We start from the raw sequence: 15,746 nt of genomic DNA on the forward strand, positions 1-15,746 counted from the left end.
CTCTTATTTTAGTGAGGGTTAACCCTCTTGTTTTTAGATCGTTATTGTAGCACTAATAACAAGCAAAACTTGAGCAGTAGACGATAATGAAAGTGTAAGAGAATAGTTTGCTTATATTTAAGTCAATAAGCATCAAGTTTATGAGTCAGATCTAATATTTATCTGCTAGAACATAAGTAAAACGCGATAAAATGGAACCAACATCGTACTATTAATTGGGATTGGGTTCTGTTTGCTGTTTAGCAGCGCATCAATGGTTGGATTCTAGTATTGAAAATTGTTCATAAGGTCACCTTTTTCATGGTCGTTGTGACCATATTGGTCGTGCAGTTATATTGGATGCATGGAGGTGGTCATGTCTTTAAAATCTTCCCCGGTCAGTTTGTCTTTTTGCCCACCGATGACCAAGCGTTAGGGGGAGTCAGTACTGCTAGTTTGGAGTCATCTGAGTCTGAAGTAGTGCTAAATTGCCAGTTAGATAAATCGGATGCCTACCCTTGGCCTTACTGCGGTGTTGCTATACAGCTTGGTGAAACCATGCAACAAGGTATCAACCTAAAAAACTACCATACGGTTAGGTTGAATATCGACTTTGAGCAGCTTGATAGTACGGTTGAACCCACACTACGCTTCTACCTTCGCAACTTTAATCCGGCTTACTCTTCTGCTGAAGATGAATACACGCAAAAATACAATGGACTGGCATACTCCCCTGGTGTTGGAGAAGGTGTGGTAGATATACCTATCGCTAACTTACAGGTACTGACATGGTGGCTGGCTGATAACGAGATACCAATTGCACATTCAGCGCCAGAGTTTACAAATGTGACCAAATTGGAGTTAGCGACAGGCTCTGGTCACTTTAATGGTGAGTATAAGATGACTATCAAGAGTATCGAATTCATCGGTAACTATATTGATGGTGAAACACTCATGTTGGCCTTGCTGGTATTTTGGGTTTCGCTAGCGCTTGTATACAGTATTGTGGAGATAAAACGTAGCCACCACCTGATTCTTCAGTCTCATTTTAGACAGGAACACCTTCGCAAACTAAACAAAGAGTTACAAGAGCAGAATATCCACTTTGCAGAATTGGCAAATCGCGACGCACTGACAGGGGCTATGAATCGTCACTCCATTCGGGAGTGGCTAGAGAAGCATTTTGAAGGAAAATTAGGACGCGAGAAGGCATTAGCGGCGCTATACCTTGATATTGACCACTTTAAGGACGTCAATGACAAATATGGACACGCGATGGGTGACGATATTCTGCGTGAGTTCACTATGGTGATATTAAGTATGCTTAGTCCAAGTGAACGCCTCGTCCGTTGGGGGGGAGAAGAGTTCGTGGTTTTTTGCCCTGGATTGAATTTGGAAGAGGCATCTGAGCTCGCGGAACGAATCCGACATCGAATTGAATCCCATATCTGGGTACATGGGGACCCGCTGACAACCAGTATAGGGGTTGCTTCTCGCTCTAGGGAGCGCACTAACGCAATGATCACTCGTGCCGATGAAGCTTTGTATTTGGCGAAGCGACAAGGAAGAAACCAGGTTGTGGTTAGCTCTCAGACTGACTAATCAAAGGTTGTTCGGCTAACTCTGGTTTTGCTTCGGGTTCAGGAAGTTGTTCGATCAAGATAGGTTCCTTAGGACCGAGAAACTTTGGTTTCGCATTGGTAATATAGATGTCCAGAACCGCTTTTGCGCGCGCAAATACTTCTCTCATTCTGACCTGAAATCCAGAGTGTTTCGAAGGCCCTGCAACCGCAAAACATTTCGCATCAATATTGTGTGAATTGGCGATAAATATCGCTCTCTCGCAATGAAACTTTTGAGAAATGATTAGGAAGTTATTGGTATCAAAAATTTCTTTTGCTCTAACAACAGAATCTAGAGTGCGAAATCCTGCGTAATCCAAAAAAATACTCTCTTCGGGTACCTCTGCCTTAAGCAAGTCACGTTTCATCGTCCAAGGTTCATTGTAAGAGCGGTGCGCGTTATCGCCACTCAGAAGAAAGTTGTCCACCTTGCCTTGCTGATACAGTTCTATCGCCGCGTCGATACGATGGGTGTAATACTCATTGAGAATTTTGCCTAAATACTTGCTGGTTCCCAGAACAACCGCAACATCAAAAGACTCGATCTGTTCGGTGTCGGTAAATAGCTGGTCTCTGGCTTGGTAAGAGACCCATCGATCAATTGCGAATAAAGACACGGCAAGGATCGCTAACGCGACTGGCAGCCACGCTAACGCTCTTAGCGCCAGCTTAAGCCAAGTTTGTTGTCTGGTTTCGTGGTGAAATAATCTTCGCACTAAATTTGTCGATTCCGCTGCGCCCATAGACCTATAAAAATAAAGCAAAACAATACGATGGAAAACATAATGCCAGCCTCTAGGCCGTGCAGTGTCCGAGATAGGTAAGGTGTTGCTTTGACTATGATTAAGCCGTAACCAAATGCGTTAATCAAGACAAACGCTACAGTTCTGAGGGCAAAGTTGGTGTTTCTTAATAATCTCCTCAGTAATGCGTTAATTTCTCCACCTGCCATGACCAAAACGCATGCGATTAAAGCTGTCGAAATTTCTGTCAGATAGGGGCGTAGGTATCCACCCAAAAGGTCTAGGTATTCCATGAAAACTAATGTGAATGTCATTGATTGAGTAACGATATCATGAACCTGACGTGTAAGGCAGTGCAGTCTGTCGTCATGAGATCTTTGTGGCAGGAATAAAAAACCCAGCGTGTGCTGGGTTTTGAATAAACAGTGCGTTTAGAAAGCGGTGCGCTTGTAACGGCGATAAACCGGTTGCCAGAAGGAAGCATCAATCGCTTCTTCTAGGGCTTCGTCTGTGATCTCAAGTGCGACGCCTTGCTCAATGGCTTTTTTAGCAACCGCAAAAGCAATCTTCTTAGAAACAGAATGAATCGCTTCTAGTGGCGGTAAAAGAGCACCTTGACCATTAATCGCTAGTGGAGAACAGGTTGCAAGAGCGCGGCTTGATTCCATAAGCATCTCGTCAGTCACGCGTTTAGCTTGAACCGCCAATACACCTAAACCGATACCTGGGAAGATGTAACTATTGTTACATTGCGCGATAGGGTAGGTCTTACCGTCATGTACCACAGGATCGAATGGACTACCTGTCGCAACCAGTGCTTCACCGTTCGTCCAACGAATAATGTCGTTAGGTGTCGCTTCCACACGGCTTGTTGGGTTAGATAGCGGGAAGACGATTGGACGAGCGCAGTGTTTGTGCATCTCTTTAATCACGTCTTCGCTAAATAGACCCGGAGCACCAGATACGCCAACAAGAACCGTAGGTTTAGCATTGCGCATGACGTCAAGAAGTGAGTAGCCGTTACCTTCTGCTTCCCAATCTGCTGTGTTTGAATGCTTCTGTACCAAACGTTGTTGGAAGTCGAGCAGGTTAGGCATGCCTTCTTGCAGTAGACCCCAACGGTCAACCATGAAGACTTGCGAACGAGCTTGCGCATCACTAATGCCTTCCGAAACCATTTGAGCAATGATGGCCTCAGCAATACCACAGCCAGCAGAGCCCGCACCTAAGAAGGTGACACGCTGTTCAGAAAGCTTACTTCCTGCAGCCTGACAAGCCGCCAGTAATGAGCCAACAGTCACAGCTGCAGTGCCTTGAATGTCATCATTGAAGCAACAGAAACGATCTTTATAACGCTCTAGTAGCGGCATCGCGTTTTTCTGTGCGAAGTCCTCGAACTGAATGAGCGCGTCAGGCCAACGGCGTTGAACAGCCTGCATGAATTCTTCTAAGAACGCATCGTACTCTGCACCAGTAATACGAGGGTGGCGCCAGCCCATGTACATTGGGTCAGCAAGACGTTGCGGGTTATTCGTACCCACATCGAGTACGATTGGTAGCGTGTAAGCCGGGCTAATACCACCACAAGCGGTGTAAAGCGCCAGTTTACCGATCGGAATACCCATACCGCCGATACCTTGGTCGCCTAAACCAAGAATACGTTCACCGTCTGTCACTACGATAACCTTCACGTTGTGACTTGAAGCGTTGTTCAAAATATCATCAATGCGATCGCGGTTAGCGTAAGAGACAAAAAGGCCACGGCCACGGCGGTAGATGTTCGAGAAGTTTTCACATGCTGCACCAACGGTCGGCGTATAGATGATTGGCATCATCTCAGAGATGTGGTTCTGAACAAGGCGGTAGAAAAGTGTTTCGTTTGTGTCTTGGATGTTGCGTAGGTAGATGTGCTTATCCATATCGCTTTCGAAGTTACGATATTGTTGGTAAGCTCGTTCCACTTGTTCCTGAATAGTTTCAGTGTTTTCTGGTAGCAGACCTTCAAGGTTGAATGAGCTTCTTTCCTCAGCTGAGAAAGCACTGCCTTTGTTAAGAAGAGGAGTACTGAGAAGCGCAGGGCCTGCATATTGGATATATAGAGGGCGTTTATCGTTATTCATCACATGCCTTAGTAGGGTGTTAGGGTCAACAGACCTTTGGGAACAGGAACATAAAAATGATAGGGATTCGTTGTCGTATTGTAAACTGAATATTCCTGCATTCTGGCAAAGATTGCGTATATAATTTCATGCTTTAGCACTACCCACGCGTAAATCATGACCAGCCTACCCATAGATACCCTGAAAACCGAATTTTTATCCCAGCTTTCCGCTCATCATCTCATCGTAGAAGCAGAGACGGGATCGGGTAAGTCGACACGTTTACCCATTTGGGCGGCGCAGCAAGGTAGGGTTTTGGTGATTGAGCCAAGACGCATCGCTTGTACCTCATTGGCTCAGTTTCTCTCCGAACAAAGCAATCAACCTTTAGGGCAGTCAGTCGGTTATGCGATTAAGCTGGAAAGCCGCTTTGATGAAAACACGCAAGTCGTCTTTGTGACGCCTGGAGTCGCGTTGCGTTGGTTTTCTGAGAACAAGCTTGAGGGCTTTGATACGGTTATCGTCGATGAATTTCATGAGCGACGCTGGGATACCGATTTGTTGGTCGCTTTGCTTAAAGATAGCCAGACGCATAGATTGGTCGTCACTTCCGCAACCATAGAGGGTGAAAAGCTGGCCACTTACATTGGTGCGAAGCGTATGTATGCCGAGGGGCGTAACTTCGATGTCTCAATAGGGTATCGAGCAGGCGACTCAAGGCAGCTTCCTGATGCGAGAAGCCTTGATGAAAAAGTTAAGCAAGAAGTGCTGGCGCTCAGCGATATTGAAGGTGACATTCTAGTGTTTCTGCCGGGTAGAAAAGAGATCAGTCAATGTCAGAGTATGCTGGCGGGCATTGAAGGTTTAGTTGCTGTTCCACTTCATGCCTCGGTGACCGATGAGCAGCGAGAAGTCGCACTTAATACTCAAGCCTATAAAAAAGTGGTCTTAGCAACCAATGTTGCGGAGACGTCACTGACTATCCCCAATATCGTCGCGGTCATTGATTCAGGATTAGAGCGAAGAACAGAACAGCGTAATGGGCGAACCGCTCTAAGTTTAAAGCATATCTCTAAAGCAAGTGTAAAGCAGCGCAGTGGGCGCGCGGGGCGAGTTATGGATGGTATCTGTATCCGCTTATATGGTGAACACGCCGCTTTATCAGATGTAACGCCGCCGGAGATGCATCGAGAGTCATTAACCGAAGCCATGCTAGCGTCAGCAAGTTGTGGTAAGGCGTTAGCGCAGCTAAATTTCTTGGAACTATTGCCTGAGCGCTCCCTCAAACAAGCGAATGAAATACTCACTGCGATGGGGGCAATCAATGATGTTGGTACTGCCACCGAACATGGTCAGCGGATTTACCCTTTACCTATTGACGCTTTATACGCCGACTTAGTCACTCGAATGCCTTCTAAACCTCTCCAAGAGGCGATGGTTGATCTCACTTCTGTAATGGCTACACCAGCCAACTTGTACCGCCTGTCTAGCAAAGAAGAAGAAAGAGAAAAGTTAGAGAAAGAAGAGCCTTGGGGCTGTGATGGTCAACTTGCTATCGGAATTCTTAGAGGAGAGCAGTTCTCTGGGATCAAGGTAGACACAGATGTTGCAAAGGAAGCAAGAGTACTTTCAGCTCAAATGAGAGAAGTATTTGAATTACCTCAGCTCAGTGTAGCTTCTCGTTATTCACATCAAGAACTGGTTGAGGCAATTGCTCGCTTGCATCCTGAACTCGTTTTTGTGCGCAGATTGAAGCGAAAAGAAGCAATGGGTAATGGTGAGATGGAAGTTGTTTTGGGTCGAGAGAGCCGTTTCCCATCTAAAAACGAAGCCGCCCTTGTCCTCGATACTCATAGCTTGCCGGGCAGAGGCGTGAAGCAAACCCTCAATTTAGCCACCTTTACTATGCCCATTACACTTAACGCGCTCAGTGAGATTGGCCTAGGTGAGTGGCAACAGGGAGAGGTGATAACGGTTGATGCACAACCAATGGTCGAGATGAGATTGAACTATGCGGGAAGGGTCATTGCCACTCGACATGAAATAGCTCAAGGTGAACTTGCCATTCAGCCCATGCTTGAAGCCGTCGTTGCTAATCAATTACTACCTGGGTTTGCAGAAACTCGTCACAAGCAAATTGAGCACTGGAAACTGTATCTCACGCTAGGACTTGGGAGTTCGGATGCTAACCTTGATGAGCTAAACTTTGAAAGTTGGTTTACAGAGCAGCTTACTTTACTTGAGCTGGATGATATCAGTGAACTTGAGCTGTTTAGCGCCGATGATTTTGTCTTTGAAGGAATTCCTTATTGGGAGTACGAGGACTTCGCCAGTGCGTATCCTTTTGAACTCGCATTGGGTGATCTTAATCTCGATGTTGAATACCACGCTAAGAAAAAGCTGATTTATGTCATACACCGCGATGGACTGCGTAAAGGGTATCCAAAACGTTGGGAGCTACCGAGCTGGAAAGGATGGAGAATTCAGTACAAAAAAGCGAGCAAGATTGTTGATATAAAATAGTGTTTAGGGAACAAGATATTATTTGGTATCTAAAATATTAAGCAACCGGTTCCTTATATCATTTTATTGTACACATTTTGTTACCGCATTGGTTTTTATATAGCTTTTTAAAACAGAATTAGGGTATAAAAGACGATTGTTTTATATCCTATTGCTATAACCAGTTTGATCTAGGATATTGAGTACACTGTGTTGCCGATATTACGGGGGATGATATGGAACATCTAGGCAAGACAAGTGTTGTATTCGACTATACTTCTTTTCTCGGTGCTTCTTGTAGTAAGAAATGGACTTTCTTGGAAGCGATGAGCACGTTTGCTCCGATATTCAGCCTTGCTTGGAAGAATACGATAAAAGATACGCTATCGGTTGAAGATCGCTTGTGGGATCAAGCTATGAAATCGCTATCGGCGAATCGTAGTGATGAATCAAATATTGCTACGCTGCTTCAGTTAGCAAAGAGTGAAGGGGTAGAAGAGCTCAAGCTCGTTATGCCTTACGAGTTGGATGTAGAGCTGCTCGAACGACTTAAAACCAAATCCAAAGCAGATATCACGCTCTTGTCCCAAGACGAGCTAATTATCAGACTGTAGTAAGACTATTTTTTCAACAAACCATCACTAGTCTCTATTGCCCATACTTATCGGAAAAAGATCTCACATGAGATCTTTTTCGCTATCTGAGCATTTGAATTCGTACAAGATCATAATTCTCACAATTTATTCAGTAACTTGACGGTTACTTGTTCTATATTTTCTTATCAATATAAATCACATATCCAGTATCTGACGTGGATTCTGGTAAGGGAAACTGGCCGCTATTCTTGCCTCGATATAGGAAAGTTTGACGCCGTTAATTTGTGCAGTATATGGACTTAAGAGGTCATAATGGAATTGAAGTACCGTTGGATATTAGCCCCTTTACTCTTTGCTAGCTCGGTGCATGCCGCAGAACCCAATAAAATAAACGAACTAAACTATGATTTCCTCTACGCAGATTTAAGCTCCGGGTCGCTAAATGAAAGTTTGGGCAGTGATAACAATGCGACTGCTCTAGCGGTGGGTGGTAACTATGTATGGAGCGATAACATTCTATTTACGCTCGACTACTCTGCAAGGTTTATACATCCGAAAGATGTTACAACAGAGCTCTATACTTTGTTACCAGGCGTTGCTTATCGTTACCCTGTTATGGAAAAGCTAGATGTTATCGCGACAGCGAAAGTAGGCTATTTGTGGGCAAAACAAACTCTTGATAGTACCGAAGAAAAGTTGTTTAGCGATAGCAAACCTTCGATTGGTGCGAGTTTAGAGCTTAAGTATGCGCTGACTGAGAAATGGGAGTTGGCAGGACGAGGTGAGTTTAACTACACAGACTTGCTAGAAGAAACGCTGTTTAACGTAAGAGCTGACTATAAATTCGCAGAGCGATTTACGGTAGGTGCTTTTTATACCCATCGTGACGGCGACTTTGAAACCGCAAGAATCAAAGGTAGTGCAACCACCAATGAGGGAGGCATATCTCTCAGATACCTTTTCTAAATCAATAGAAGTAAAAAGCCAGCTATATAGCTGGCTTTTTCGTATTTGAAAGTAAGCTGTTATAGAACCGCTGCAATACCTTTACAAAGTGGAAGCATGTTAGCTTTCGTCATACCCGCTACGCTGATGCGACCAGAACCTACGATGTAAATTGCGAATTCCTCTTTAAGACGAGTAACTTGCTCTTTAGTCAGGCCAGAGAATGAGAACATGCCATTTTGACGTTCGATAAAGCTAAAGTCAGCATCAACGCCTTGTTCTTTAAGTGTTGCCACGAACAGTTCACGCATTTCCTGAATACGATCACGCATCTCTTTCACTTCAGCTTCCCACTCTGCACGTAGATCGGCATTGTTCAGGATGTGAGTTACGACTGCGCTGCCGTGTGCTGGTGGGTTAGAGTAGATTGAGCGAATGATTGCTTTAACTTGCGAGAAGGCTGTCGTTGCCACTTCTTCTGACTCTGCGACAAGTGTGAATGCACCTACGCGCTCGTTGTATAGGCCGAAGTTCTTTGAGAAAGAGCTCGCGACTAGAATCTCTTTGTTGTACTGAGCAAAGATACGAAGACCCGCTGCATCTTCTTCAACGCCTTTAGCAAAACCTTGGTAAGCAAAGTCGAAAAGTGGAAGAAGTTTTTTGTCTGCAACAAGTTTAGCCAATGTTTCCCACTCTTCTGCTGTTGGGTCGATACCTGTTGGGTTATGGCAGCAGCCGTGAAGAAGAACGACATCGCCTTCAGATGCTTGCTCTAGATCGGCAACCATAGAAGCGAAATCTTTGTCTTTAGTTTCAGCATTGTAGTAGCTGTACTGCGCAGTCTCGATACCTGCTGCGGCAAACACACCGTTGTGGTTAGCCCAAGTTGGGTTACTGATCCAAATCTTTACTTCACCCAGTTGGCGTTTAATAAACTCACCAGCGACGCGAAGTGCACCAGTACCACCAGGAGCTTGCGCCGTTTTACCACGCTTGTTAGCAACGATTTCAGCGTCATTGCCAAAAAGAAGTTTTTGAACTGCTAAAGCGTACTCAGCAGTACCTTCGATAGTTAGGTAAGACTTGGTCTTTTCTGTTTCAATAAGTGCCGCTTCCGCTTTTTTAACGGTTGCTAGAACAGGGGTTTCACCTTGTTCATTTTTGTAGATACCCACGCCAAGGTTAATCTTTTCAGCACGAGCATCTTTCTTAAATTCTTCAGTTAGGCCAAGAATAGGGTCTGCGGGAGCAGCGACTACTTTTTCAAACATAATGGTCATCCATGTTTATCGAAGGGATAGGTATAAGTAACTCGGTTATTTATACCTTTCTACGTAGAGTGAAACAACAGCGAAAGTGAAGAAAATTTAAAAAAGCGTCGTAATTTGGTGAGGATTTTGTTTAAGCCAAGTTTTTAATATGAAAAGTCCCTCTATTTTCGAAGTAAAGGGACTTTAAATGCAGAAAAATGAAGAGGTCTAGTACTGACTATGCGTGCATCAATTGCTCTAGCTCGTTTTCCTTAGCTTCTAGCTCTCGATATTTATTGGCTATTGCGACGAACTCGTCTTCAATCGCCAGGAAAGCCTCAACGATTTGAGGGTCGAAATGAACTTCATTACCTTCAAGTATTATTGACTTTGCTTTCTCATGACTAAACGCTTTTTTGTATACACGTTCAGAAATGAGTGCGTCATAAACATCCGCTAGTGCCATCAATCGCCCTGAAAGCGGTATTTCTTCCCCTTTAAGCCCGTTAGGGTAACCACTACCGTTCCATTTCTCATGGTGAGTTAAGGAGATCTCTTTAGCGAGCTGTAGGAATGAGTTGCTACCAAGCTGTCCTTCCGCCATTGAGAGGGCTTTGGCTCCGATTTCGGGATGACGCTTCATTATTTCAAACTCTTCATCAGTGAGTTTACCCGGCTTGAGAAGGATATTGTCAGGGATACCGACTTTACCTACATCATGCAGTGGAGCGGATTTGTAGAGAAGCTCGATATAATTTTCATTCAGTAAAGGTTTATGTTCCTCGAACTGAGACAGATGTTTTGCCAGCGCTCGGACATACTCTTGTGTGCGAAGAATATGGGCACCCGTTTCATTGTCGCGTGATTCAGCGAGTGCTGATAGGCTGACAATGGCGACGTCGCGCGTAGTTTTTACTTCATCTTGCGACGACTCTAAGCTATCTAGCATTTGGTTGGTCAGTGAAGCCATTGAGCCCAACTCGTCGTGTTCGAAGATAGGAACACGTTTAGAAATGTTTCCGTTAGCGACCTCTATTAGAGAGCATTCTTGAGCACTCAACACTTTTCGCATTAACTTGCTCCATTGAACCATGATAGCGATGACATAAGCGCCAAGCACAATAGAGATATAAATAAACTCTTTTATGACGCTGATTTTTCCAGTGCCGTCTAGGATTCGTTCGGGGTTATGCTCAAGCCAAAAGATGTCTTTTACGGCAACCATGGCGAGCATCGAAGTCAATGTGATTAACAGCAGGCTAATGAGAAAAATCATCTGCTTGACCATAGATTGTCGTTCACCACTGAGTTCGAATTGGTAACGTTCAGCGCTGTTTAAGCTATCGAAACAAGTGATCTTTGAGTCTAGTTGCAGCAGTATTCCGGTAAAGAAACCGAACAAGCTCATTCCAAACAGAACTTTAAGATTGCTGTCGAGAGGAAAATCATAATAGACGTTGTAGAAGGTGGCAAGTATTAAGCTGCCAAAAAACATGAGAGTGGTATCTAACTGCGCGTGCTTTTGTTCTTTAACAAGTGTGTGCTGGTGAAGGACAAAATGACGTAACAGATAAACAGCACCGAATGTGATTGCTACATGTGTAAATAGCTCTGTGGATGTCAGCGTTTCCAACATCGGACAGACGCGCCCACCATAAAGACCGAAAACCACAGCTGCAAGTGCATACAGCTTTAGGGTCAAAGATGCATTGTAATGTGAGTTAACCATGTCAAAGCCTTTATATCATTATCAATATGACGAAAACTAGCCTATAGACAAATATGAAAACGGAGTAATAGATTTGTCTATCTTATAAATGACCGAGCATTCTATCGATTTGTTTCGTCTATTGATACATTTTTGCAACTTTAGTACTAGGTTTAGGATGAGAGCGGGTAAGAAGCAAGCGCGCACCCTTTAAGGTGCGCACTGAGGTTTACTTTTTGAGGTTCATCTGAGATTCAATAGCGTTTGTTTCGATGTCCGGATTTTTGCCCAGTTTGTCTGCTGCCCACTTGTTTAGGTAGGAGAGAATCGCTTTCGCAGCGTGCTTCTCAGTCGCTTGTTCACCATCTGTCACTTCAATGTCTTGCTTTGGGTGTGAGCCAGTCGCATCTTCCGCAATGTGTAGCCAATCAGGGTGCCAGTAATACGGTTGGCCAGAAGGTGTTGTCCAACTATGTACACCGTTGCTTTCGCCTTTGTACTCGATATGTGACGAATCGTATTTTTTCATTATTATCATCCCTTATGTAAGGTTGTTTGGATCACTATTACCTGATAAATGTAACAGAGTTTTTAATATTTAATGTGATTAAACTCTACAAACAGGGTTCGTTAAAAACAAAGCCTTAGAGTGCGAAGCTTGTAAGCCCATGATTCTTCTGACTATGGTATCTTTGCTGGGCAATGATGAGGGAACTATGAATCGCTACCAGCAATTAGCAGAAAAATTAAAGCAACAGATAATCGATAACACGTGGCGTTCCGGGGAAAAAATCCCGTCCCTTCGTGCAGCAAGCAAAAGCTTTTCGGTCAGTTCGGCGACCGTGTTACAAGCGTATCAACTGCTTGAATCAGAAGGGTGGATCAAGGCGAAACCGCAGTCTGGCTACTTTGTTACTTCAGCGATAGAAAATGGTCAACGAGAAAGATCTCAGCCGACTGTTCGAAGTGAATACAATGACGAGCTCTACGAGTTTCTAAAAAGTAATAATCAAGCCGCGGTCGCATTTGGCTCCGCATTTCCCACACCTGATTTGTTTCCTCTTCAATCGCTCAACCGCCATTTAGCCAGTGCGGGTAGAAAAGTCCCAGCAGAAAGTGTGATACAAAATTTGCCACCGGGTAATGAAGCGTTAAGGAGAATGATAGCTCAGCGCTACATAACCCATGGTGTTGCGGTGTCCCATGAAGATATCGTGTTGACTTCGGGAGCCATGGAGGCGCTGAATCTTAGCTTGCAGGTTGTTTGTGAGCCAGGCGATACGGTTGTGATTGAAACGCCTACCTTCTATGGCGCTTTACAAGCGGTAGAGCGGTTGAAGCTCAACGTGATTCAAGTGCCCGTCAATCCATCAACTGGGATAGAACTACCACAGCTTGAGCAGGCATTTAGCCAAAATGATGTGAAAGCCTGTTGGCTAATGGCGAACTATCAAAACCCGACCGGTGCCTCATTAAGCGATGCGTCCAAACGATCGGTGGTAGAGCTGGCTAATCAATATGGTGTCTACCTGATTGAAGACGATGTCTATGCAGAGTTGCATTTCGAGGAGCGTAAACCGTACCCGCTCAAATATTGGGATGAGCAAGACCAAGTGTTGCTTTGTGGTTCACTGTCCAAATCGCTCTGCCCTGGTTACCGAATAGGGTGGGTGGTGAATAGAACTCTGAGTGATAGGTTGCAAAAGCAACAGCTTACCTCAACGTTATCTGCGAGTTCTCCTATCCAGCAAGGTGTTGCTCATTACCTCCAATTCGAAAGTTATGACAATCACTTACGAAAACTTCGTAAGCAATTGCATGCTAGGCAGAAAGAATATCTTAGCTGGATAAATAGGTGTTTACCGGGTGTTGTTGCCGTGCAGAAGCCCGAAGGGGGGTATTTTCTCTGGCTTGAGTTTGAGTCGGTGATTGATACTTACCTTATCTACCAAGAATTGAAGAAATCCGACATCTCAATCGCGTATGGCAATCTGTTTGCCGCCAACACTCAATTTCAGAACTGCATGCGTATCAACATCTCCTTCGAACTGACTGATAAGGTTGAGAGCGCGCTCAAAAAAATAGGGCAGTTAGTTAACTGCTAGGGCGTTTTTCGGTTCAACTGTACCGTTAGGCCTGAAGCAAACTGTGGTGAAATAACCCCATTGCTATTGCGAGGGGTTAGTTATGGAAAAACGACGTTATAAACATGAGTACCGTTTGGTGTTTGTCGCGATAATTTGCGCGAGTCTACTGGTGTTTGGTCACCTAATTTTGGCGAAGTCTTTTGCCACTTTAGCGTGGACTGAATACACGGCAGCAGCCATACCATTTGTTATGTTTGCCATCTGTTTATATGGAATTCGATACGCAGCCAAAACCGATAGCATAGAGTGAGTTGTGAAAGGGCTAACCCAAAAATGGTTAGCCCTCTTTTTGGCCGTTAGTTTCTGACATTGTCCGGATGGCTAACAGAAGGATCTGAGTCGCTAGGATAGATTCCCATTAGGTCCTCGGCATTTTGTAGCCAGTCAGGGTGCCAATAATAAGGTTGGCTTCCAGAGGGATGATCCCAATCCATTGAATGTTCGTGTCTTCCGTTATAAGACAAGTCATCGAGTCTGAATACTCTCATAACAATCTTCCTCACTGTGATCATACTGCGTCACAGTATTAATTATGATTCAAGTAGGGAAGGTTTGCGTATTTTATAGATACAAAAAAGCCTCCGAGTTCGAAGGCTTTTGCTGTTCTTAACTTCGATTTAGAAGTTTGCAGAGCGTGGTGTACGTGGGAATGGAATAACGTCACGAACGTTGCCCATACCTGTTACGTAAGAGACTAGACGCTCAAAACCTAGACCGAAGCCTGCGTGAGGTACTGTGCCGTAACGGCGTAGGTCGCGGTACCAGTTCATGTGTTCTGGGTCGATACCGATTTCACGCATGCGCTCGTCTAGTACATCTAGACGCTCTTCACGTTGAGAACCACCGATAATCTCACCGATACCAGGTGCTAGAACGTCCATCGCAGCAACTGTTTTACCGTCGTCATTCAGGCGCATGTAGAACGCTTTGATGTCTTTCGGGTAGTTCTTAACGATAACTGGCGCTTTGAAGTGCTCTTCTGCAAGGTAACGCTCGTGCTCAGAAGACATATCGATACCCCACTCAACAGGGAATTCGAACTCGCGACCAGAATCTAGAAGGATCTGAATTGCATCCGTGTAGTCAACTTGAGCAAAGTCAGAAGAAACAAACTGTTCTAGACGCGTGATTGCTTCTTTGTCGATACGTTGAGCAAAGAATTCAAGGTCATCACGACATTCTTCAAGTGCTGCTTTAAATACGTACTTCAACATATCTTCAGAAAGCTTAGCGATATCTTCTAGGTCTGCGAACGCAACTTCAGGCTCAACCATCCAAAACTCCGCTAGGTGGCGGCTAGTGTTTGAGTTTTCAGCGCGGAATGTTGGGCCAAATGTGTAAACTTTGCTTAGTGCACAAGCGTAAGCTTCACCGTTTAGCTGACCAGATACAGTAAGGAAGGTTTCTTTACCGAAGAAGTCTTCGTTGTAATCCACTTTGCCTTCTTCTGTGCGAGGTAGGTTTTCCATGTCTAGCGTAGAAACGCGGAACATTTCACCAGCGCCCTCTGCGTCAGAAGCTGTGATTAGTGGAGCAGATACCCAAAAGTAACCTTGCTCGTGGTAGAAGCGGTGAATCGCTTGAGATAGACAGTTACGTACACGTGCTACCGCACCGATTACGTTAGTGCGTGGACGTAGGTGCGCTACTTCACGTAAGTATTCGATAGAGTGACGTGTTTTTGCCATTGGGTAAGTTTCTGCATCTTCAACCCAACCTACAACTTTAACGTCAGTTGCAGCAAGCTCGAAGTCTTGACCCTTCGCAGGAGACTCAACAATCTTACCCGTTACTTCAACAGAGCAGCCAGTAGTCAGCTTTAGTACTTCGTCTTCGTAATTATTAAGATTATTAGGGACCACGGCCTGAATCGGGTCGAAACAAGAGCCGTCATAAATGGCAAGGAAAGAGATTCCAGCTTTGGAATCACGACGTGAACGGATCCAGCCACGAACAGTTACTTCACTGTCTACTGCTAGCTGACCTTTCAAAACGTCTGATACAGGCGCGTAAGTCATGTTTTCAATATTCTCCATTGAGGTAAAAATTCAACCCAATGTCGTAATACTCACCGAATAAATAATGAGCAAACATTGGGTTGGATAGAATTCTATAGATTCAATGGAACATATTACCTTTCAAATATTATGCTTCA

At 44.6% G+C, this 15,746-nt stretch carries 14 protein-coding genes; 6 read left to right on the plus strand and 8 right to left on the minus strand.

Annotated features, from left to right (window positions below; translation table 11 throughout):
• The first annotated feature begins 300 nt into the window (after positions 1-300).
• Positions 301-1,581, plus strand: coding sequence for a GGDEF domain-containing protein (locus AC5O63_RS09995; RefSeq protein ID WP_494505008.1), 1,281 nt, complete (start codon positions 301-303; stop codon positions 1,579-1,581).
• Here the strand turns inward: AC5O63_RS09995 and AC5O63_RS10000 are convergent.
• The 3 genes from AC5O63_RS10000 to AC5O63_RS10010 all read right to left on the minus strand — a co-directional run bounded on the left by AC5O63_RS10000 (position 1,562) and on the right by AC5O63_RS10010 (position 4,464).
• Positions 1,562-2,344 carry a SanA/YdcF family protein gene (locus tag AC5O63_RS10000; RefSeq protein ID WP_494504848.1) on the minus strand — a complete coding sequence of 261 codons (783 nt, stop codon included), beginning with the start codon at positions 2,342-2,344 and terminating at the stop codon, positions 1,562-1,564. The genes AC5O63_RS09995 and AC5O63_RS10000 overlap by 20 nt on opposite strands.
• Positions 2,317-2,637 carry a DUF3392 domain-containing protein gene (locus tag AC5O63_RS10005; RefSeq protein ID WP_494505009.1) on the minus strand — a complete coding sequence of 107 codons (321 nt, stop codon included), beginning with the start codon at positions 2,635-2,637 and terminating at the stop codon, positions 2,317-2,319. Before AC5O63_RS10005 ends, AC5O63_RS10000 begins: the two co-directional genes overlap by 28 nt.
• 138 nt (positions 2,638-2,775) lie before the next feature.
• A complete protein-coding gene (locus AC5O63_RS10010) occupies positions 2,776-4,464 on the minus strand; it encodes an NAD-dependent malic enzyme (protein ID WP_171321390.1) in 1,689 nt (562 codons plus the stop codon).
• A gap of 156 nt (positions 4,465-4,620) precedes the next feature.
• Between AC5O63_RS10010 and AC5O63_RS10015 the strand changes: the two genes are divergently transcribed.
• From AC5O63_RS10015 to AC5O63_RS10025, 3 genes are all read left to right on the plus strand, one after another.
• Positions 4,621-6,966 carry a helicase-related protein gene (locus AC5O63_RS10015; RefSeq protein WP_494504849.1) on the plus strand — a complete coding sequence of 782 codons (2,346 nt, stop codon included), beginning with the start codon at positions 4,621-4,623 and terminating at the stop codon, positions 6,964-6,966.
• Positions 6,967-7,181: 215 nt separating this feature from the next.
• A complete protein-coding gene (locus AC5O63_RS10020; RefSeq protein ID WP_494504850.1) occupies positions 7,182-7,559 on the plus strand; it encodes a transporter in 378 nt (125 codons plus the stop codon).
• A gap of 294 nt (positions 7,560-7,853) precedes the next feature.
• Positions 7,854-8,507: an outer membrane beta-barrel protein gene (locus AC5O63_RS10025; protein WP_272785198.1), complete on the plus strand. Its 654-nt coding sequence runs from the start codon at positions 7,854-7,856 to the stop codon at positions 8,505-8,507.
• 59 nt (positions 8,508-8,566) lie between these two features.
• Here AC5O63_RS10025 and AC5O63_RS10030 read toward each other — a convergent pair whose 3' ends face one another.
• From AC5O63_RS10030 to AC5O63_RS10040, 3 genes are all read right to left on the minus strand, one after another.
• Positions 8,567-9,757: an amino acid aminotransferase gene (locus AC5O63_RS10030; protein WP_239855686.1), complete on the minus strand. Its 1,191-nt coding sequence runs from the start codon at positions 9,755-9,757 to the stop codon at positions 8,567-8,569.
• Between the two features lie 217 nt (positions 9,758-9,974).
• A complete protein-coding gene (locus AC5O63_RS10035; RefSeq protein ID WP_494504851.1) occupies positions 9,975-11,465 on the minus strand; it encodes an HD-GYP domain-containing protein in 1,491 nt (496 codons plus the stop codon).
• Between the two features lie 208 nt (positions 11,466-11,673).
• A complete protein-coding gene (locus tag AC5O63_RS10040) occupies positions 11,674-11,973 on the minus strand; it encodes a hypothetical protein (protein WP_069666559.1) in 300 nt (99 codons plus the stop codon).
• Positions 11,974-12,160: 187 nt separating this feature from the next.
• Here AC5O63_RS10040 and AC5O63_RS10045 point away from each other — a divergent pair, with 187 nt between their 5' ends.
• Together AC5O63_RS10045 and AC5O63_RS10050 are read left to right on the plus strand one after the other, a co-directional pair.
• The gene (locus AC5O63_RS10045) at positions 12,161-13,549 is read left to right on the plus strand and encodes an aminotransferase-like domain-containing protein (protein WP_494504852.1); all 1,389 of its coding nucleotides are present in this window, start codon (positions 12,161-12,163) and stop codon (positions 13,547-13,549) included.
• A gap of 82 nt (positions 13,550-13,631) precedes the next feature.
• Complete coding sequence (locus AC5O63_RS10050; RefSeq protein ID WP_004746160.1) at positions 13,632-13,841, plus strand: hypothetical protein; 210 nt, start codon at positions 13,632-13,634, stop codon at positions 13,839-13,841.
• A 46-nt stretch (positions 13,842-13,887) separates the two neighbouring features.
• Here the strand turns inward: AC5O63_RS10050 and AC5O63_RS10055 are convergent, their stop codons facing one another.
• Together AC5O63_RS10055 and asnS are read right to left on the minus strand one after the other, a co-directional pair.
• Complete coding sequence (locus AC5O63_RS10055) at positions 13,888-14,079, minus strand: hypothetical protein (RefSeq protein ID WP_138922207.1); 192 nt, start codon at positions 14,077-14,079, stop codon at positions 13,888-13,890.
• A 129-nt stretch (positions 14,080-14,208) separates the two neighbouring features.
• The gene (gene asnS, locus AC5O63_RS10060) at positions 14,209-15,609 is read right to left on the minus strand and encodes an asparagine--tRNA ligase (RefSeq protein ID WP_494504853.1); all 1,401 of its coding nucleotides are present in this window, start codon (positions 15,607-15,609) and stop codon (positions 14,209-14,211) included.
• Positions 15,610-15,746 lie beyond the last annotated feature (137 nt).

This window comes from Vibrio sp. SCP2 (genome assembly GCF_059295395.1).

Bases quoted from the DNA above. Each gene is read 5' to 3' on its own strand.
- asnS (WP_494504853.1), bottom strand. From the start codon at position 15,609: ATGACTTACGCGCCTGTATCAGACGTTTTGAAAGGTCAGCTAGCAGTA.
- AC5O63_RS10045 (WP_494504852.1), top strand. From the start codon at position 12,161: ATGAATCGCTACCAGCAATTAGCAGAAAAATTAAAGCAACAGATAATC.
- AC5O63_RS10005 (WP_494505009.1), bottom strand. From the start codon at position 2,637: ATGGAATACCTAGACCTTTTGGGTGGATACCTACGCCCCTATCTGACA.
- AC5O63_RS10010 (WP_171321390.1), bottom strand. From the start codon at position 4,464: ATGAATAACGATAAACGCCCTCTATATATCCAATATGCAGGCCCTGCG.
- AC5O63_RS10055 (WP_138922207.1), bottom strand. From the start codon at position 14,079: ATGAGAGTATTCAGACTCGATGACTTGTCTTATAACGGAAGACACGAA.
- AC5O63_RS10035 (WP_494504851.1), bottom strand. From the start codon at position 11,465: ATGGTTAACTCACATTACAATGCATCTTTGACCCTAAAGCTGTATGCA.
- AC5O63_RS10000 (WP_494504848.1), bottom strand. From the start codon at position 2,344: ATGGGCGCAGCGGAATCGACAAATTTAGTGCGAAGATTATTTCACCAC.
- AC5O63_RS10030 (WP_239855686.1), bottom strand. From the start codon at position 9,757: ATGTTTGAAAAAGTAGTCGCTGCTCCCGCAGACCCTATTCTTGGCCTA.
- AC5O63_RS10040 (WP_069666559.1), bottom strand. From the start codon at position 11,973: ATGAAAAAATACGATTCGTCACATATCGAGTACAAAGGCGAAAGCAAC.
- AC5O63_RS10025 (WP_272785198.1), top strand. From the start codon at position 7,854: ATGGAATTGAAGTACCGTTGGATATTAGCCCCTTTACTCTTTGCTAGC.
- AC5O63_RS10015 (WP_494504849.1), top strand. From the start codon at position 4,621: ATGACCAGCCTACCCATAGATACCCTGAAAACCGAATTTTTATCCCAG.
- AC5O63_RS09995 (WP_494505008.1), top strand. From the start codon at position 301: ATGGTCGTTGTGACCATATTGGTCGTGCAGTTATATTGGATGCATGGA.
- AC5O63_RS10050 (WP_004746160.1), top strand. From the start codon at position 13,632: ATGGAAAAACGACGTTATAAACATGAGTACCGTTTGGTGTTTGTCGCG.
- AC5O63_RS10020 (WP_494504850.1), top strand. From the start codon at position 7,182: ATGGAACATCTAGGCAAGACAAGTGTTGTATTCGACTATACTTCTTTT.